Source organism: Rhizobium sp. BK491, from assembly GCF_014194925.1.
Classification (GTDB): Bacteria; Pseudomonadota; Alphaproteobacteria; order Rhizobiales; family Rhizobiaceae; genus Rhizobium.
Map to the genome: position 1 here is coordinate 310,028 of NZ_JACIAR010000004.1, position 18,017 is coordinate 328,044.

General features: G+C 59.3%; 16 protein-coding genes. 9 read left to right on the forward strand and 7 right to left on the reverse strand.

What is annotated here, in order from left to right; genetic code table 11:
- Nucleotides 1–3: 3 nt before the first annotated feature.
- A complete protein-coding gene (locus tag FHX05_RS19760) occupies nucleotides 4–1,014 on the forward strand; it encodes a glycosyltransferase family 2 protein (RefSeq protein ID WP_112609143.1) in 1,011 nt (336 codons plus the stop codon).
- Nucleotides 1,015–1,025: 11 nt separating this feature from the next.
- Here the strand turns inward: FHX05_RS19760 and FHX05_RS19765 are convergent, their stop codons facing one another.
- Entirely contained in the window at nucleotides 1,026–1,970 is a 945-nt protein-coding gene (locus FHX05_RS19765) for a polysaccharide pyruvyl transferase family protein (protein WP_183873971.1), read from the reverse strand.
- An 86-nt stretch (nucleotides 1,971–2,056) separates the two neighbouring features.
- The gene (locus FHX05_RS19770; protein ID WP_112399590.1) at nucleotides 2,057–3,016 is read right to left on the reverse strand and encodes a glycosyltransferase family 2 protein; all 960 of its coding nucleotides are present in this window, start codon (nucleotides 3,014–3,016) and stop codon (nucleotides 2,057–2,059) included.
- Nucleotides 3,017–3,944: 928 nt separating this feature from the next.
- Between FHX05_RS19770 and FHX05_RS19775 the strand changes: the two genes are divergently transcribed.
- From FHX05_RS19775 to FHX05_RS19805, 7 genes are all read left to right on the forward strand, one after another.
- Nucleotides 3,945–4,694 (forward strand): glycoside hydrolase family 16 protein, encoded by a 750-nt coding sequence (locus tag FHX05_RS19775; RefSeq protein WP_246699041.1) that lies wholly within the window; start codon nucleotides 3,945–3,947, stop codon nucleotides 4,692–4,694.
- A 104-nt stretch (nucleotides 4,695–4,798) separates the two neighbouring features.
- The gene (locus FHX05_RS19780) at nucleotides 4,799–6,007 is read left to right on the forward strand and encodes a glycosyl transferase family 1 (RefSeq protein ID WP_183873975.1); all 1,209 of its coding nucleotides are present in this window, start codon (nucleotides 4,799–4,801) and stop codon (nucleotides 6,005–6,007) included.
- A gap of 20 nt (nucleotides 6,008–6,027) precedes the next feature.
- Nucleotides 6,028–7,002 (forward strand): glycosyltransferase family 2 protein, encoded by a 975-nt coding sequence (locus tag FHX05_RS19785; protein ID WP_281409864.1) that lies wholly within the window; start codon nucleotides 6,028–6,030, stop codon nucleotides 7,000–7,002.
- Entirely contained in the window at nucleotides 6,999–7,937 is a 939-nt protein-coding gene (locus FHX05_RS19790) for a glycosyltransferase family 2 protein (RefSeq protein ID WP_183873977.1), read from the forward strand. Before FHX05_RS19785 ends, FHX05_RS19790 begins: the two co-directional genes overlap by 4 nt.
- A complete protein-coding gene (locus FHX05_RS19795) occupies nucleotides 7,934–8,956 on the forward strand; it encodes a glycosyltransferase family 2 protein (protein ID WP_183873979.1) in 1,023 nt (340 codons plus the stop codon). The genes FHX05_RS19790 and FHX05_RS19795 overlap by 4 nt, the downstream gene beginning before the upstream one ends.
- Nucleotides 8,957–8,960: 4 nt before the next feature.
- Nucleotides 8,961–9,866, forward strand: coding sequence for a UTP--glucose-1-phosphate uridylyltransferase GalU (gene galU, locus FHX05_RS19800; protein ID WP_015343418.1), 906 nt, complete (start codon nucleotides 8,961–8,963; stop codon nucleotides 9,864–9,866).
- A gap of 83 nt (nucleotides 9,867–9,949) precedes the next feature.
- On the forward strand, nucleotides 9,950–12,292 hold the full coding sequence (locus FHX05_RS19805; RefSeq protein ID WP_183874464.1) for a polysaccharide biosynthesis tyrosine autokinase: 2,343 nt from the start codon (nucleotides 9,950–9,952) through the stop codon (nucleotides 12,290–12,292).
- A 98-nt stretch (nucleotides 12,293–12,390) separates the two neighbouring features.
- On the opposite strand, the gene FHX05_RS19810 is transcribed toward FHX05_RS19805, so the two are convergent.
- From FHX05_RS19810 to FHX05_RS19830, 5 genes are all read right to left on the reverse strand, one after another.
- Nucleotides 12,391–13,287, reverse strand: coding sequence for a DMT family transporter (locus FHX05_RS19810; RefSeq protein WP_112608762.1), 897 nt, complete (start codon nucleotides 13,285–13,287; stop codon nucleotides 12,391–12,393).
- Between the two features lie 129 nt (nucleotides 13,288–13,416).
- Nucleotides 13,417–13,977, reverse strand: coding sequence for an NADPH-dependent FMN reductase (locus FHX05_RS19815; protein ID WP_183873981.1), 561 nt, complete (start codon nucleotides 13,975–13,977; stop codon nucleotides 13,417–13,419).
- Between the two features lie 71 nt (nucleotides 13,978–14,048).
- The gene (locus FHX05_RS19820; protein ID WP_183873983.1) at nucleotides 14,049–15,275 is read right to left on the reverse strand and encodes an FAD-dependent oxidoreductase; all 1,227 of its coding nucleotides are present in this window, start codon (nucleotides 15,273–15,275) and stop codon (nucleotides 14,049–14,051) included.
- Nucleotides 15,276–15,285: 10 nt separating this feature from the next.
- Nucleotides 15,286–15,597, reverse strand: a complete 312-nt coding sequence (locus tag FHX05_RS19825) for a MocE family 2Fe-2S type ferredoxin (RefSeq protein WP_183873985.1) — start codon at nucleotides 15,595–15,597, stop codon at nucleotides 15,286–15,288.
- Between the two features lie 25 nt (nucleotides 15,598–15,622).
- Nucleotides 15,623–16,711 carry a fatty acid desaturase family protein gene (locus tag FHX05_RS19830; RefSeq protein ID WP_112608770.1) on the reverse strand — a complete coding sequence of 363 codons (1,089 nt, stop codon included), beginning with the start codon at nucleotides 16,709–16,711 and terminating at the stop codon, nucleotides 15,623–15,625.
- Nucleotides 16,712–16,861: 150 nt separating this feature from the next.
- On the opposite strand from FHX05_RS19830, the gene FHX05_RS19835 reads away from it, so the two are divergent.
- Complete coding sequence (locus tag FHX05_RS19835) at nucleotides 16,862–17,890, forward strand: LacI family DNA-binding transcriptional regulator (RefSeq protein ID WP_183873987.1); 1,029 nt, start codon at nucleotides 16,862–16,864, stop codon at nucleotides 17,888–17,890.
- The last annotated feature ends 127 nt before the right edge of the window (nucleotides 17,891–18,017 follow it).

Below are 18,017 nucleotides of genomic sequence, written 5' to 3' on the forward strand. Positions count from 1 at the left end.
GATGTGACCGACCCTGCAGAAAAAAGCGTCTGCGTAATCATTGCCGCGAAGAATGCCAGCGAAACCATTGGGCTTGCCATTGCCTCGGCTCTTCGGGAGGCCGAGGTCGCCGAAGTCGTCGTCATCGATGACGGCTCGACGGATGGAACGGCCATCGCCGCCGCCAAAGCCGATGACGGCAGCGGCCGACTGATTGTCCGGGAATTCGAAAAGAACCGCGGCCCTGCCGCAGCACGCAATCACGCAATCGAGATATCCAAGGCGCCGTTGATCGGTATCCTCGATGCCGATGATTTTTTCTTTCCAGGTCGTTTCGCAGCGCTGCTTGCCGCTGACGACTGGGATTTCGTTGCCGACAACATCGCTTTCGTCAGCGCCGATACCGTGCCTGATGCGCATGCAAGGCTCGATCATTTCGACGCGAAACCGCGTTTTCTCGATCTTGCTGCTTTCGTCGAAGGCAATATTTCCAAGCGCGGCGTGCGTCGCGGCGAGATCGGCTTTCTGAAGCCCTTGATGCGGCGCTCCTTTCTGGATGCGCATGACCTGCGCTACAACGAGGCGCTGCGTCTCGGCGAAGACTACGATCTGTATGTCCGTGCGCTGGCTCACCAGGCCCGCTACAAGATCATTCATAGCTGCGGTTATGGCGCGGTCGTGCGCAGCGATTCCCTGAGCGGCCGGCACAGGACCGAGGATTTGCGCCGCCTTTACGAGGCTGATCGGACCATTCTTGCCAAGGGCGGGCTTTCTTCAGCGGACGCAGCCGTGATCCGTCGTCACGAACAGCATATTCGCGATCGTTACGAGTTGCGGCATTTCCTCGATATCAAAGCACAGTCCGGGCTATTGTCGGCGGCCGCCTATGCGCTATCGCACCCCTTCGCCGTCCCGGCTATTGCCGGCGGCATTCTGGCGGATAAGACGGAGCGTTTCCGCAAGCGGAGCACCACCACCATTGCCCATCCCGGCGCAAACGGCCTGCGCTATCTGCTGCAGGCCGCTCCGGAATAGGGTATTGCGGCTTAGAGATAATCGCGGCGCACGCCTTCGATTACGTTCAGGAGGCGCTCCTTGCAGGCTGCCAGCGCGCTATCCTTGCTCAGCTGCGGCTTTGCCTTGCTCGCCTGCCACAGAGCCAGAGCCGAAGGTACGGCCAGCGCCTGCTTTGCCATGACGCGCAGCGTGGTCTGCTCGGGATCGGCAAGCATGACGTTTTCGCCATAGCGTTGCTTTTCGAGCTCGGCTGCCGCCTGCTTGTTGCGCTCGAAGCCGACACCCCAGAATTTGGCCCCTTTGGCGATCGCCTCGGCCCGGGTGGAAACGGGGATGTGTTTCGGCTGGTAGGTGACGCCGAGTGAGAGAGCCCAGTCGTTCCATTTGAAACTGTTGATGGAACGCGAGGAGCTGACCGCAATCCACGGAACACGGAAGGCATCGGCAAGGATGGCGCCATGCATCGATTCCGCCACGATCAACTCGGAGGCGGCAATCTCGCGGATGACGGCCTTCGCCTCGCCGCGCGGATCGAGATAGGAAAGACCGACGGTCTTGCAGATTTCAGGCCAGAGGCCTGCGGCAGCCGATTCCCAATGCGGAATGAAGGTGCGCTTGCCGTTTTTCGAAATGGCCTGGAATTCCGGCATTTCCGTCACCAGCACGGCAGGATCGACGATGCCCATTTCGTTGGGCAGACCAGCCTTTTGCGCTGTCAGCGGCCCACGCACGCTACGGACATCCCATTGCGAGGTATCGCGCATGTCCGGAAGAGAACCGTAGCCGAAACCACTGCCGATAACGAGCTTGTGCCCCTTGTCAGGCAGGATCTCCGTGTTGAGGACGGTTCCGACGCCGACCAGCAATGTTTCCTCTCGAACATCGCGAAGGCCGGGAAGGAGGAAATCCCAGAGCCAGAGATTGAGATCGTCACCGAAATTGCCATGGGTGGATTCCCAGTGGAACGGCTTCATGCAGGACTCCTTGCTGATCCAGACTATAGCGGGTCATGCCGTGGCTCTTCGATGCGGCATGTGCAGCCCATGCTGCACCGCAAAATCTAGGGCGCTAGTTTGCCCACGGCAAGCTGCATGGCGCTTTGTAAAATTCCAGGATCGCGCAAGGCCCATTTTGCCAGCAATCCAAATTGCGGCAGGCGCCGCCGCCGCACCTGCCGCGCCTGGCTCCAAAGCGCCTGCTGGCGGGCGCGGTTCTTATAGAGACGGATGGATTCCACATCCTGCGGCCGGCGCGAAAATCTCTGCTCCAGCGTGTTGAGCGCCGTCCATGTGTTGAATTGCTGGCGCAGGAATTGCGGGGAATCATTGTCGATGCTGTGAAATATGTTCACGCCTTCGCCGCGCAGCGCGCCGGCATTCTCGCAAAGCAGGACCCGCTTGGCGGCGAGAACGCAGTCGCAGAAAAACAGAACGTCCTCTGCCGCCAGTCGCAGGGACGGCTCGAAGCGGATCTTTTCGAAAAGCGGCCGCCCGATCACCATGCAGGACATGTGCAGGAAACTCCAATCCTGCAGCATGACACTGGCAATATTGGGGATTTCGACGACGGCCGGCCTATCCGACAAACGCACTGTATCGGTCGATTTCCCAAGCTCGGCGATGCTGAAATGGTAATAGAACTCCTTGCCCCCATCGATGGAGTCCCAGTAGCAGTCGGCGTTGTAATGGGTCAGCGTTCCGAAGGCATTGCTAAGATGTTCGGGCGCCCATTCGTCATCGGAATCCAAAAAGGCTACAAACCGGCTCTCGGCCGGTACGCTGTTAAGGCCGGTATTGCGCGCCCCGCCAGGACCGGCATTGGCCTGACGGATGACACGGATACGTTTTCTTTCCTCGCTGCTCAGCGATTGTAGCTCGCTTTCCGCCGAAAGCGGCGATTGATCGTCGACGACGATGATATCGAAATCCTGAAATGTCTGTCGGGAAATCGATTTCAAAGCGCGCTGCAGAACGCCGGCTTGCTTCTGATAGAACGGAATAACAATCGTGATAGACGCCATTTTCCCGCCTTTACGGTTTTAGTTCAAGGGCTTGCGGTTCATGTCTTAGGGCATGATTATTGGCTTTTCTAACGACATTCGCCGCAATTTTCCGGCAGATGAGCCATAGCGGAGGTCGTTGTGACGCCAACAGGTAGCGTCCAATCGATGTCGAGCAATGATGAGAGGCGAGATTTTCTGAAACTTTCATCCCAGCGCGCCAGCGGTCAAGGCCATCCGCCGATGAGCTATTATAACACATGGCGCGCCAGGATCGTACGCTAATGCAGCCATTGGCAGAGCGATACGAATCGGTTTTCTCATTCTGATTGAAGCTTTGTCGCATTTTGGTCACGCTTTGCATGCCAACTCATGCTGCGCTGCAAAAAATCTTCACCTTCAGCGGAAATTATGGAAGGCTCGGGAACGTTCGATCGGAGCGCAAAACGAGGCCTCGGGTGAGGGGCTAAGTGCCTTTCGTAACTGCGTTTTCTTGCATCTAAATCGATTTTTCACCCCTTTACGCAGGACAAAACCATGTTTTCTGTGCGAGGCGACATATCGTTTTTTGCTCATTTTTGCTGCGCTGCCATATTCCCTTTCCGAAGAGTGCCCTAGGTTATCCTTGCGAGTTCTGCTGTGTTGGAAATGGCTGCGAGGGGGGATGCAGCCCGAAGAAGGGGTGACAGACATCGTGAATGTGACTGCCAACGTGTCTTCGCGGATAAACCTCATGCGTAGCATAATGCTCCCGGGCACAGTTTCTGTCCCCACATCATTCGAGCCCCATACCTGGCCGTTCAACCGCGCCTATGGTTTTTTCGATTGTTTGCGGGGATTGCTGCGCGACACTTTGTTCCCTGTAGGTGTGTCCTGCGTAAGCAAGAGTGATACCATGACGACATCGAAAAACTGCATGTACAGACTTGGTCTTGTTTCAATCGCTCTCATGAGCGCCTTCCTGATGCCGCAGGTCGCATCCGCGCAGGATGATCAGCCGACGGGCGGTTCCTTCGTCGACAATTTCGAGCATCTGGACACCAGTCGTTGGTATATTTCCGACGGCTGGAACAACGGGCCACATCAGAATTGCACTTGGTCGCGCAAGCAGGTGGGTATCAAGGATGGAACGCTGCAACTGCAGTTCGTCCAGTCCAAGATCGGTGAACGTAACTATGCCTGCGGCGAAATCCAGACGACGAAACGCTATGGCTACGGCACCTATGAAGCGCGCTACCGCACCGCTACCGGGCCTGGTCTGAACTCTGCCTTCTTCACCTATATCGGCCCGACCGACAAGAAGCCGCATGACGAGATCGATTTCGAGGTGCTCGGCAAGAATTCCGGTCAGGTTCAGGTCAATCAGTATATTTCCGCCAAAGGCGGCAACGAAAAGCTGGCGCCGGTTCCAGGCGGTGCCGACAAGGGTTTCAACGATTATGCCTTTGTCTGGGAAAAGGATCGCCTGCGCTACTATGTGAACGGCAAGCTCGTCCAGGAGGTTACCGATCCTTCGAAAATACCGACGAACCCGCAAAAGATCTTCTTCAGCCTCTGGGGCACCGATACGCTCAGTGGCTGGATGGGCAAGTTCGCCTATAGCGGCGAGCCGGCGACCATGGAGATCAAGCGCGTCGCCTTCACCGCTCCGGGAGAGAAGTGCCTCTTTCCGGAATCGATCACCTGCAAGCTCGATTGAACACGGCTGGCCGCGCCATCGCGCGCGGCCAGTGGCAACGCCATCATGCAACACCAACCACACCAAGTGCCTGGCTTCGGCCGGGCGCAAAAGCGGAAATTTTGATGCTGCATATACTGTACTTCGTACATGATCTTGCCGATCCGGCTGTGCGCAGGCGGGTGCTGATGCTGCAGGCTGGCGGGGCGCTCGTAACGCTTGCGGGTTTCCGGCGCGATGACAATGCGCTGGCTGCCATTAGCGGCGTCGAGCCGATCGAGCTCGGCAAGACGCGGGATGCCCAGTTTGCACAGCGGATCGCGGCAGTGGCCAGATCGGCGGCGAAACTGCGCAGCGCGCTGCGCTCCATCGCAAGACCGGACATCATCATCGGCCGCAATCTCGAAATGCTGGCGCTCGCCAACCGCGCCAAATCCGTCTTCGGCGGCGATGTGCCTATTGTCTACGAATGTCTCGATATTCATAGGCTGCTGTTGCGCGATGATGTGGTGGGCAGTGCGCTTCGCAGTGCCGAGCGTCATTTCGGCTCGCAGGCATCATTGCTGGTGACCAGTTCGCCCGCCTTCATCGAGCGCTATTTCCGTCCGCGTTCCGGGCTGCAACTGCCGGTCATGCTGCTTGAAAACAAGGTACTGGCGCTTGAGCCCGCGGCGCGCGTCATCGCATCGGCCGCAAGGCCGCCGGCTGCGGGCAAGCCTTGGAAGATTGGCTGGTTCGGCGCCCTTCGCTGCCGCAAATCCTTGGCGCTGCTCGACCAATTCTCGCGCCGGATGGAAGGCCGTTTCCAGATCGTTCTGCGCGGTCGTCCGGCCTATTCCGAATTCGACGACTTCGACCGCACCGTCCGCGATGCACCCTTCATGCATTTTGCCGGCGCCTACAAGAACCCTGAGGATCTCGCGGCGATTTATGGCGAGGTCCAGTTTTCCTGGGCGATCGACTTTTTCGAAGAGGGACTGAACTCCAGCTGGCTGTTGCCGAACCGCCTCTATGAAGGCGGTCTTTACGGTGCCGTGCCGATCTCGATCAAGGATACGGAAACGGCAAGATTTCTTGCCAGCCGAAAGATCGGGCTCACGCTTGACCGGGCCGACGCCGAACATCTGACGGCGCTTTTGGGTGAGATGGACGTAAAGCGCTATCTCGCCGCTTTCGAGGCCGTGGCATCCCAGGATCATAAGCAATGGATGATGGATCGCGCCGACTGTCAGCTGCTGGTGCAGCGGCTGGCATCGCTGACGCGCGCCAATGAGCAGATGGCCGAGATACAGGCCCTCCCACAACTGCATCGCAATAGAGGTGGATTGCAATGATGACCGGAAGTTCAGGGGATATGCGTTGCGTAATCGTTATTCCTTGCCTCAACGAGGAAAAGCATATCGAGCCGCTGATCGACAAGCTCGGGCGGGCTCTTGACGAACTCGATGCGAAGATCGTGGTGGCTGATGGCGGCAGCACCGATCGCACGCGTGAGATCGTGAGCCATATAGCCGAGAGAGATCCGCGCGTTCTTCTGCTCGACAATCCGAAGCGGCTGCAAAGCGCGGCGATCAATCTCGCCATCGAGACTTTCGGTGACGATCACGAGTATTTCATCCGCATCGACGCCCATGGCGACTATCCGGATGATTACTGCCAGACACTGGTTCAGGAGGCTGGCGCGACCGGTGCCGATTCCGTTGTCGTCGCCATGCGCACCATGGGCTTCAGTGCCTTTCAGAAGGCGACGGCCGTCGCCCAGAATTCCAAGCTCGGCAATGGCGGCTCCAAACATCGCGAAGGCGCCAAGGGCCATTGGGCCGAGCACGGGCATCATGCGCTCATGCGCGTTGCCGCCTTCCGTGCCGTTGGCGGCTATGACGAAAGCTTCAGCCATAACGAGGATGCGGAGCTGGATTATCGGCTGAACAAGGCTGGGTATCGTATCTGGCTGACCGACAAGACGGCGATGACTTATTTTCCGCGCGCCAGCATTCCGACGCTCTTCAGGCAATATCTGGGGTATGGCCGTGGCCGCGCGCGCAATATACTCAAGCATCGCAGCATGCCGAGCCTGCGGCAGATGCTGCCGCTTGCGGTCGTGCCGATCTTCATCGGCGCTTTCCTTGCCGTCCTCAACTGGATCGCGGTTATCCCGGTCGGCCTCTGGGCCGTCGCCTGCATCGCCTATGGCTTCTGGATCGCTCTCGGACATAAGAACCCCTATGGGCCGCTGGCAGCCATTTCCGCGATGGTCATGCATTTCGCCTGGTCGATGGGGTTTTGGATGGAAGTCCTGAGCTTCCGCAATCGCAGGGTGGCGTCATGACACAGGCTCATCGGCGCCCGATAAAGATCGACATTGCGGTCTGCACCTATAGGCGGGCCGAACTCGATCAGACGCTGCTGTCGCTTGCCGTCCTGAGTATCCCCACAGGTGCCGTCGTCCGGATCATCGTTGCCGACAACGATGTGACCCCGAGTGCCCGGGACCGCGTCGACGCCCTACGCTCGGCCGTTCCGTTCGAGATTGTCTATGTCCATTGCCCCGCATCGAACATCTCGATTGCACGCAACGCCTGCCTGGATCATGCAAGCGGCGATTTTCTCGCGTTCATCGATGACGACGAGACTGCTTCGGAAGACTGGCTGAGCGAATTGCTCATCATGGCCGACACGACGGGCGCCGACGCCGTTCTTGGGCCCGTTCACGCCGTCTACGGGAATATAGCTCCGGGGTGGATGCGGCGCGGTGATTTTCATTCGACTTTGCCTGTCTGGGTCGCCGGGGAAATCCTGACCGGCTACACCTGCAATGTATTGCTGCGTCGCGGCGCACCCTCGCTTGCTGGCCGGCGCTTCAATATCGCGATCGGACGCAGCGGCGGCGAGGATACCGAATTCTTCGCTCATATGCATAAGGCCGGCGGCAGGATCGCCTATGCGGCGGATGCGCTGGTCTACGAACCCGTCCCGGAAGGGAGGGCGACCGTCTCCTGGCTCTCGAAGCGCCGGTATCGCATGGGCCAGACCCATGGCCGCATGCTGCTGGAGACCGCAGGCGGCCTCGGGCGCTGGCGCGCGATTGCACTGGCGGCCTCGAAATCCGCTTATTGCTTCGTTACCGCAGCGCTGCTCTTTGCATCGCCCATCAAGCGGAATCGCTATGGCCTGCGCGGCATCATGCATGCCGGCGTGGTCAGTGGCCTCTTCGGAGTCCGCGAAATCGAACAATACGGAAATCTGGAGAAGGCACCGCAATGACGGATTTCATCCCCGATGTCAGCTTCGTCATTGCTGCCTATAACGCCGAGGAAACGCTCGAGCGCGCCATCGACAGCGCGCTGGCGCAAGGCGCCGTCAGTATGGAAGTGATCGTGGTCGACGATTGCTCGACGGACAATACGCGTGAGATTGCCGGCAACCACCCCGATCCGCGTGTACGACTCGTTGCCATGGCCCGCAATGGCGGTCCGGGCGCTGCCCGCAATGCCGGGCTCGATGCGGCCCGGGGCCGCTGGGTGGCCGTGCTCGATTCCGATGATGCCCTACGTCCGGATCGGATGGCCCGCCTGATCGCCAGAGCGGAAAAAGCCGAGGCACATATCGTGGTCGACAATCTCGACGTAATCCGTGAGGACGTCGGCACGATACTGCCGATGTTTCCCGAGCCGATGCTCGCGCGCATGCCGATACTGACGTTGGCTAAGTTCATCGCCTCGAACATGATTTTCCAGTCGGAACACAATTTCGGCTATATGAAGCCGGTCTTCGAGCGTGCCTTCATCGAGAAACATCGCCTGCGCTTCGAGGAGACCCTGCGGATCGGCGAGGATTATATTTTCCTCGCTTCGGCTCTCGCTCGCGGCGGCGTCTGCGTCGTCGAGCCGAGCGTGGGTTATCTCTATTACATCCGCGATGGGTCGATCTCGCGTGTTCTCCGGCAAGACCATGTCGAGGCCATGCTTGCCGCCGACGCCAAGTTCTTCGCCGAACATCACTTCGGCGCCGCTGCCCTTGCCGCACAACGGCGGCGCACGCGCAATCTGAAGGAAGTCATCGCTTTTCTTAAATTGGTCGACAGCATCAAGCAGCGCGAACTGCAGGAGATGCTCAAGATCGCATGCCTCAACCCGCGGGCGGTGCGTCATCTCAGCATGCCGGTCTTTGCCCGTTTTCGCCGGTTGGCCGCGTCGCTGCGGAGCCGACGCCAGCCGACGCCCTCTCAACTTTCCTCCCCTCTGCCCAATATGGGCGCAGGCCCTCACTCTAACAAAGGATAGAGCCATGGACCCCAAACGTCGTGTGAGAAAAGCAGTGATCCCGGTTGCCGGCAACGGAACGCGCTTCCTGCCCGCCACCAAGGCGATGCCGAAGGAAATGCTGACGATCGTCGATCGCCCCGTCGTTCAATACGCCGTTGATGAAGCCATCGAGGCCGGTATCGAGCACATCGTCTTCGTCACCAGCCGCAACAAGTCGGCGATCGAAGATCATTTCGATGATACGCCGGAGCTGATCTCCTCGCTGCAGCGGGCCGGCAAGAGCCAGCAGGTCAGCGAGTTGGAGCGTCTTCTGCCGCGTCCGGGCTCGGTAAGCTTCACCCGGCAGCAGGCGCCGCTTGGCCTCGGCCACGCCGTCTGGTGTGCTCGCGACCTGATCGGAGACGAGCCCTTTGCGCTGCTTTTGCCCGATATGCTCTGCTACGGTATGCGTGGCTGCATGGCCGGCCTGATGGATCTCTATAACGAGACCGGCGGCAACATCGTCGCCGTCGAGGAATGCGCCCCGGAAGAGACGTCGAAATACGGCATTATCGGCAAGGGCGAGTCCGTGCGCCATGGCTTTGCCGTGACCAAAATGGTCGAGAAGCCTCATCCGTCCGAGGCGCCTTCAAACTTTTACCTCAATGGCCGTTATATTCTGCAGCCCGAAATATTCGATATTCTGGCCCGCCAGGAGCGCGGTGCCGGTAACGAGATCCAGCTGACCGACGGCATGCTACGCCTGTCCGAGACGCAATACTTCCATGCCCAGGTCTATAATGGGCGTACGTTCGATTGCGGGTCGAAGCACGGCTTCATCGAAGCGAACGTTGCCTTCGCGCTCGCTCGCGCCGATATCGGCGGTTTGGTCTATGACTCGATCCGCAACCTGGTCGTCTCGCACGAAGCGCAGATGACCGCCGCTTAAGCCTGTCACATTGTGGCCTGCGGCCGGGAACGCCGCAGGCCATGGCAATTGTTCATTCGGGCTTCTCCGACAAGGTGGTCGCCATGCATCAGAAGAACTTCACTTTCCACAGCGCTCTCCCGCAAGCGGAGTCGCAGGATAGCTTTATCGATCTCGATCGGCTGATGGCCGTCGTGGTCCGGCGCATCCGCACCATCATTTTCGCCATGGCCGCCTTTGTCATCCTGGCCGTCGTCTATTTGTTGACGGCCACTGCGAGCTATACCTCAATGACGCAGATATTGCTCGACGAAAGCATGACGAAATATGCCGAGGATCAGCCGCCGGCGGCAAGCAGCCAGCAGGCGGACATGGAGATTGCCAGTGCGGTCGAAATCCTCAAATCAAATGAGATGGCGCTGCGCGTGGTCGATACTGCCGGCCTTGCGGACAATAACACATTGCTCAACCCGCCCGCGTCTCCGGCGGCGTTGCTCAAATCCGGCGTCGGCCTGATCGTCAGCGTCTTCACGCCCGGTCGGCCGCCGATGACACCTGAGCAGCAGCGCGAGGCCCAGCGTCAGAAGGTTGCTGCCGTTCTTCAGGACAATCTGAAGGTCGAGCGCGTCACACGAAGCTCGGTCGTTGCCGTCTCCTTCAGCTCGACGGACAAGCTTCTCGCCGCCAAGATCACGCGCGCCTATGCCGACGCTTATCTGACCGACCAGTTGAACGCCAATTTCGATGCGACGGAACGTGCCTCCGTCTGGTTGCAGGAGCGCTTGAACGATCTGCGCCAGCGCGCGCAGGAGGCTTCGCTTGAAGTGGAGAAATACAAGGCCGACAATGGTCTGACCTCGACCGGCGGCGAGCTGATGTCGGAACAGCAGATTTCCGACCTGAACAAGCAGTTGATCATCGCGCAAGCCGATACGGCCAGCGCATCCGCCCGCTACAATCAGTATAAGTCGATCGTCGACCAAGGCCCTGACAACGCCGTCAAGAACGCGACCATCTCGTCGAGCTCCACCGACAACTCGGTGCTGCAGGATTTGAAAACACGCTATCTCGCTGTCGAAAAGCGCGAACAGGATGTCACGCAGAATTTTGGCGCCGATCACCCGCAAGCCGTCGCGCTCAAGGCTGAGCGCAAGGACATTACCCGGCAGATCTATCAGGTTCTTCAGCAGCTGACTGCCAGCTACAAGAACGAGCTTGATGTCGCACAGTCGCGGGCGGAATCGCTGCGCGAAAGCATCGACAAGGTTGTCGGCAAGAATTCCGAGGCTAACAAGTCGTTGGTTCACCTGAATGAGCTGAACCAGAAGGCATCAGCGCTGAAGACACTTTACGAATCCTATCTCGGCCGGTTTGAGCAGGCGACGCAACAGCGCTCGTTCCCCATCGCCAAGGCCCGCGTCATATCACTCGCCGGCGTGCCGACTGCGCCCTCCAGTCCGAAGAAGACGCTCGTCATGGCACTTTCGATCATCCTCGGCCTGATGGTCGGCTGCGGTGTCGCCGCGTTCCAGGAGTTCCGCGATCGCTTCTTCCGCGTCGAAGCCGATGTGCGGGCTGCTCTCGGATTGAAGTTCCTCGGCTATCTGCCGCTGCTCGGCCAGCAGGGCAAGAACAAGAAGAAGTCACGCAGGGCCGGTGCAGGACCGGAGCCGGCGACGGCGGAAGATGGAGAAAACGGCGTTGCTTTCGAGCGCATGATGCGCATATCCGTCGAAGCGCCGCGCTCGATCTTTGCCGAGACCCTGAGAAACGCGAAACTCGCAAGCGACGTGATGCTGCAGGGCCGCGCCGACCGCGTCATCGGCGTCATCTCAGCACTCCCCGGTGAGGGCAAGTCGACGACGGCAGCCAATTTCGCGGCGCTGCTTGCCAGCAGCGGCAAACGTACGCTGTTGATCGACGCCGACTTGCGCAATCCCGGCCTCAGCCGGACGCTGAAGTCGCAGCCGCATGCCGGCCTGATCGAAGCCGTGCTGGGCGAAGTGCCCTGGACGAATGCCGTGAAGGTTGACCCGCGCACTAAACTTGCCATCCTGCCGGTGGTGGTGCGCGATCAATTGCTGCACACCAGCGAGCTTCTATCCTCTCAGGGCATGCAGCATCTGATGGAGAATGCGCGCAAGATGTTCGACTATATCATCGTCGACCTTGCTCCGCTCGGTCCCGTCATCGACGCGAAGGCTTTTGCACCGCAGGTGGATGCCTTCCTGCTGGTGACCGAATGGGGTGCGACCCCGACCAATCTGGTGCGTCATGTCCTGGAACAGGAGCCGCAGATCAACTCGCGCATTCTGGGCGTCATCCTCAACAAGACCGATATGTCAGAACTGCCGCGCTACAGCGATTTCGGCGGAACGGAGCGTTACCGGCAGAAATATGTAAGCTACTACACCGAGGCGCAGCCGCGTGCCGAGGTGGACGCTTAGAGCAACTCCGGGAAAAGTGCGCAGCGGTTTTCCGTCCGGAATTGCGAGACAGCAAAGAGATAGAGCGGTTCGGAGATTCCGTGAAAAACCGAACCGCTCTATCTCGTCTGTGTCTTGCCGGCCCTGAGCCGGGTTCTCGCCAGGGTATGTTCTCGCCAGATCGTGAATATGCCTGCCGCAACGACGATGAGCGCGCCCACAATCATGGGCGCGCTCAATTTTTCCCCGAAGATGGTGACGCCGATAAGGGCGGAGAAGACGAGCTGTAGATAGGTCAGGGGCTGAATCACCACCGCGTCGAGCATATCGTAGGCGCGGATGAGGAAATAATGGCTCGAAACGCCTGTCAGGCAGAGAATGCCCATGAAGACCCAGTCATGCGGCGCAAGCGGCGTCCAGAAGAACGGTCCTATGCAGGTCATGGCGACGGCACCCACCACACCCGTATAGAAAAAGCTGGTCATGGCGCCATCCTCGCGGCTGACATAACGCGTCAGCACAACATAGAGCGAAAATAGCAGCGCACCGAAAAGCGGCACCAGGAAGCGCGCATCGAAGACACCGCTCTCCGGCTTCAGGATCAGCAGCACGCCGACGAAGCCAAAGCAAATTGCCAGCCATCGCCGCCAGCCGACCTTCTCGCCGAGGATCGGTATGGACAGTAGGGCCACCATCAGCGGTCCGGATGAAAAGATCGCCTGCGTATGGGCGAGGCCGACGATGACGAAGGACGAGATCGCGACGACGATCTGTGCGGCAAGCAGCAGGCCGCGGGCAATCTGCAGGATAGGCTGCTTGGTCCGGGCGTTGCGCTGCAATCCGCCTGGCGCGCGCGAGGCCATCGCGACGGCGAAGAGCATGAAGGCCCAATAGCGGATCATCGCCACCAGAAGCGGCGGATAGGCGCTGACAAGATGTTTGGATATGCCGTCCTGTATGGCGAATATGCTGATTGCCAACAGCGTGAAGACGTAACCGGTACTATTGGATTTCATGATTTTCGAAGGAAGAGAATGTGCAGGGCCCCGGCGACGCCGGGTCCGGCGCCTCGATTCACATTAGGCTATTCCTTGACCCAATCATAGACTTCCGGCTTACCTTCGGTTCAACCGGAAAGCCGTTAATCAGCCTTTCCTGCGCTCTGCGACGAAAGCGGTGAAGCCTTCGAGGAAAGCCGAGAGATTGTGCTTCACCTTCTCATCGACGATCGCCCCGTCTGCATCGAAGACGCTGCCGGCGCGCGACACCATCAACCGGCCGCCAAACCATGCTTCGGCACCGAGCGTACGCAAGACCGCCAGCCAGGCATTCTGGCTGAGAATGGTGCCGAAATTGCCCGGCGACGCGCCGAGAACTGCGATCGGTTTGCCGCCGAAGACCTGCGCGATGTCAGTGGAGGGGCGGCTCATCCAGTCGATGGCGTTCTTGAAGACGCCAGGAAGCGAATTGTTGTATTCCGGTGTGAACAGAATCAGCGCGTCGGCCGAGATGGCCAGATCCTTGAGCTCCCGCACCTTTTCCGGAATGCCGTCCGCTACCTCGAGATCGGCGTCATAGAGCGGCACGCCATGGATGGTGTGCGCGATCAGTTCGACACCGTTTGGTGCGAGTTCGACGGCGGCGTGGAGCAGAGCCGTGTTGAAGGAGCCTTTGCGCAGGCTGCCCGATATGCCGAGTATTTTCATTGCTTCCTCCATTTGCCGTGAGGGGAAGACATTTATGCTTCGGCCTGCTGCGTCAAGGCCCGACGGCGATATTATGCGGCAAGCAGCGACTTCAGCTTGACGGAGCTTGCCGCCAGAGCGGCGTGATCCGGATGTGCACGGGCGGCGATCAGCATTTCGGCAAGACGGATGTCGCGCGCGATGGCATTGCCGCGCCCGATGCCGCTGGCGGCAAGCACTCTTCCGTCCGCGCCGAGATGGAAGAGAATGAATGCCCCGTCATCGAGGTCGCGCCGCACATGAGTGACTGCTTCATCCGCCAGCCCTGCGATCTGCAGCGTAAAATCATATTGATCGGACCAGAACCATGGGACGGCGGATATTTCAGCACTTTCGCCCAGCATGTTGGCGGCGGCCAGATTGGCCTGCTCCTGCGCATTGCGCCAGGATTCGAGGCGAACGCGTCTTCCGCCATAAAGTGACAGCGGAAACGAGCAGCAATCGCCTGCCGCAAAGATATCCGCATGGGAACTCTCCAGCCGCTCGTTGACGGCAATACCATTGTCGATCGCGAGCCCCGCTTCTGCGGCCAGCGCGACATTCGGCAGCGCCCCGATGCCGACGAGCAACAGGTCCGCGGAGATGACTTCGCCGCTCACTAGACGAACGACCACCTTATCGGTTTCTTCCTGCAAGGCTTCGATGGTCCGGCCGCAACGAATATCCACGCCTTCCTGGCAATGGCGTTCGGTAATCGCTTCAGCGATCTCTTCGGGCACGCCGCGCTTCAGGACGCGCGGCAGGCCTTCGATGACGGTGACGTCGGCACCGCGGATACGCGCCGTTGCCGCCACCTCAAGGCCGATGAAACCGCCACCGATGATGGCAATGTGCCGTCCGGGATGAAGGGCTGCATGCAAAGCCACCGCATCGGCGTGGGTGCGCAGCACGCGGATGCGCTGCGATGTGCTGTCAACGCCTGGAAACCCTCGCGCCGCGGCTCCGGTTGCAAGCAGAAGTTTGTCATACGTGAGAGCCTGCCCATCCGAGAGCCTAAGGGTCTTCGTCGCGGGATCGAGTGCGATCACGGTCGTCTTGAGCTTCAGATCGATCGATTGCTCCCCATAGCGCTCCAATGCGGCAATGAATTTCGGTTCTCGCGCTTGATCCGCGCTGCCTTTTGACAGTGGCGGCCGTTCGTAAGGTGCCAGCGGCTCGGCGCCGATGAGGGTGATCTCACCCTCAAATCCCTTTTCGCGAAGTGCGAAGGCTGCGCGGGCGCCACATTCTCCGGCTCCGATAATGACGAAATGAGCCACGCTTGCCTCCTCACAACCCGATGAAGACGATGCCGTTTTCGATCTTAACCGGATAGGTCTGCAAGTTGACGCAGACCGGCGCGCCCTTGGCTTCGCCAGTGCGGTAGTCGAAGCGGCCATTATGCTTCGGACATTCGATGATGTTGTCCATGACCAGTCCGTCGGCGAGATGGATCTTCTCATGGGTGCACAGGCCGTCAGTCGCGAAATAATCATCCTCAGGGCTGCGATACACCGCGAAGGTCCGCCCATTATGGTCGAAGCGAATGACGTCCTCTTCGTCGATCGCATCAGCGGCGCAAACTTCGATCCAATTGCTCATCGTTTCCTCCCTTTTTATGTCCGATTTATTGAGCTGCGGCGGCCGGTAACTCGCCGTGAAATTCCTCGCGGTAAGGCCGCGCCGTCGGCGGCAGCTCGCGCTTCAAGAAATAATCCTCGTTGCGCAATTGCCGCAGGAATGCCGGGATCATCTCGCGATAGCCGGACCAGATGGACGAATTCGGCGCCGGCAGATCATGCTTGATCATCGCATGCAGCTTCGGCAGGGCGTGGTAGGGCACCATCGGGAACATATGATGTTCGACATGGTAGTTCATGTTCCAATAGATGAAGCGGCTGATCGGGTTCATCATGACGGTGCGGCTGTTCAGCCGGTGGTCGACGACATTGTCGGCAAGGCCGCCATGCTGCAGCAGGCCGGTCAGAACATGATGCCAGGCGCCATAGAGCCGGGGAAGGCCGACCAACATCAGCGGTAGGATCGAGCCCATGGCGATCGCGCTCGCAATGGTGGCGATATAGATGGCCAGCCAGATGCGGGCGATGCGAATGGCCTTCGGCTGCTCCATCTCGGGAATGAAGGTTTTTTCTGCCGCACTGACGACGCCGCAAGCATTGCGCAGCATGTCGGCGATCGCATGCCAGGCATCGAGGATGCCGAAGAAATTCAGGACGAGGCGAAGAAGATCCGGCGGCCGCATGACGGCGATCTCCGGATCGCGGCCGACAATGACGGTATCGGTGTGGTGGCGTGCATGGCTCCAGCGCCAGGTGACCGGATTGCGCATGATCATGAAGCAGGCGAGCTGATAGACCGCGTCGTTCATCCAGCGTGTCTTGAACGCCGTGCCATGGCCGCATTCATGCCAGCGGCTGTCGGAGGCCGAACCGTAGAGCACACCATAGGCCAGGAAGAAGGGGACACAGATCCAGGAGCCCCAGAAGTAGACACCAAGTGCTGCGAAGACCACCATGCTGCCAAGCCAGATGATGGTGTCGCGGATCGCCGGCGCATCCGAGCGCTGCATCAGCGCCTTCATGTCCTTGCGCGGCACATCTGTATGATACCATTCGGCGGCCGCAAGTCCGGTTTCCACCGCCAGCCTGCCGCTTTCGCCGAGCAGATCATAGTCACGCTTGATTATCGTCGTCATTCCCGCCTCCCGCGATGTGCAACAGCGCACCGCCCTCGATGCCCAAAACGATAGATCTACTTTTCGCTTGCCTCAATGCATGAATGATGGAATCTATCAAAACATATCAAACTCTGACGTCATAAATGATGACATATTTCAGGAGTAGCCATGCGTCGCCCCACCATAGCGGATCTTGCCAAGGCGTCCGGCGTCAGCGTCGCAACGATCGATCGCGTGCTGAATGGGCGCCATCGCGTACGGGAAGAAACGGCACGCCGCGTCTATGAGGCGGCGCAGGAAATCGGCTATCATGCCGTGGGCCTCCTGCGTCAGCGCGTCTTCGAGGACTTGCCGCAATATCGGTTGGGCTTCGTCCTGCAGAAACCGGTTCAGGCTTTCTACCAGGCATTTGCCAGGGAGATTGCGGCGGCAGCGCAGGCAGTCACGACAGCGCGCATCAACGCGCAGATCGATTTCGTCGCAGCCTCGACCCCGACAGCGATCGTCGAGAAGCTGAAGACGGTGGCATCACGCAGTCAGGCCGTCGCGCTCGTCGCACCGGATTATCCGGCGGTCACCGCAGCAATCGAGGAGTTGAAGGAAAAAGGCATTCCGGTCTTTTCCCTCCTGTCAGATTTTTCCACCACCGCGCGCCAGGGCTATATCGGTATCGATAACCGCAAGGTCGGACGCACGGCCGCCTGGATCATCGCACGCTCCGCACGGCGTCCGGGAAAGGTCGCCTGTTTTGTCGGCAGCCACCGCTTCCTCGGCCATGAGCTGCGCGAAATCGGCTTTCGCTCCTATTTCCGCGAAAATGCCCCGGAATTCGAGGTGCTGGATACGCTCATCAATCTCGACACGCCCGAGATTACCCATGAGGCGACGCTCGATCTCCTGCAGAAGCATCCCGATCTCATTGGTTTCTACGTCTGCGGCGGCGGCATGGAGGGCGCGATTTCCGCCATACGCGAGGAGCGTTTATCCGGCAAGCTGATCGCCGTCGTCAACGAGTTGACGACGGAATCGAGGGCAGCGCTTGCCGACGATGTCGTAGCCATGGCGATCGGCACGCCGCTGCCGGCGCTTTGCAAGGAACTGATGAGCCTGATGATCAAGTCCGTCGAGAGCGATGAGGGCGCTGTTCCCGGCCAAAGCTTCCTGCCCTTTGAAATTTTCGTCTCGGAAAACATCTAACAAGGGTGATGTAATTCTATCATTATCTCAAGAATTCTATCAGGAATGATGGCCGATGCCGATGGAAGAAGGACAGGAATGTCGCTAGTTCTTCGCAAAGCAGGCGCAGCGGATCTGGAATGTCTCT

Excerpts from the sequence above, each read along its gene's own strand:
- FHX05_RS19780 (WP_183873975.1), top strand. The coding sequence starts at position 4,799 with ATGCTGCATATACTGTACTTCGTACATGATCTTGCCGATCCGGCTGTG.
- FHX05_RS19790 (WP_183873977.1), top strand. The coding sequence starts at position 6,999 with ATGACACAGGCTCATCGGCGCCCGATAAAGATCGACATTGCGGTCTGC.
- galU (WP_015343418.1), top strand. The coding sequence starts at position 8,961 with ATGGACCCCAAACGTCGTGTGAGAAAAGCAGTGATCCCGGTTGCCGGC.
- FHX05_RS19805 (WP_183874464.1), top strand. The coding sequence starts at position 9,950 with ATGCATCAGAAGAACTTCACTTTCCACAGCGCTCTCCCGCAAGCGGAG.
- FHX05_RS19775 (WP_246699041.1), top strand. The coding sequence starts at position 3,945 with ATGAGCGCCTTCCTGATGCCGCAGGTCGCATCCGCGCAGGATGATCAG.
- FHX05_RS19785 (WP_281409864.1), top strand. The coding sequence starts at position 6,028 with ATGCGTTGCGTAATCGTTATTCCTTGCCTCAACGAGGAAAAGCATATC.
- FHX05_RS19835 (WP_183873987.1), top strand. The coding sequence starts at position 16,862 with ATGCGTCGCCCCACCATAGCGGATCTTGCCAAGGCGTCCGGCGTCAGC.
- FHX05_RS19770 (WP_112399590.1), bottom strand. The coding sequence starts at position 3,016 with ATGGCGTCTATCACGATTGTTATTCCGTTCTATCAGAAGCAAGCCGGC.
- FHX05_RS19810 (WP_112608762.1), bottom strand. The coding sequence starts at position 13,287 with ATGAAATCCAATAGTACCGGTTACGTCTTCACGCTGTTGGCAATCAGC.
- FHX05_RS19815 (WP_183873981.1), bottom strand. The coding sequence starts at position 13,977 with ATGAAAATACTCGGCATATCGGGCAGCCTGCGCAAAGGCTCCTTCAAC.
- FHX05_RS19765 (WP_183873971.1), bottom strand. The coding sequence starts at position 1,970 with ATGAAGCCGTTCCACTGGGAATCCACCCATGGCAATTTCGGTGACGAT.
- FHX05_RS19795 (WP_183873979.1), top strand. The coding sequence starts at position 7,934 with ATGACGGATTTCATCCCCGATGTCAGCTTCGTCATTGCTGCCTATAAC.
- FHX05_RS19830 (WP_112608770.1), bottom strand. The coding sequence starts at position 16,711 with ATGACGACGATAATCAAGCGTGACTATGATCTGCTCGGCGAAAGCGGC.
- FHX05_RS19825 (WP_183873985.1), bottom strand. The coding sequence starts at position 15,597 with ATGAGCAATTGGATCGAAGTTTGCGCCGCTGATGCGATCGACGAAGAG.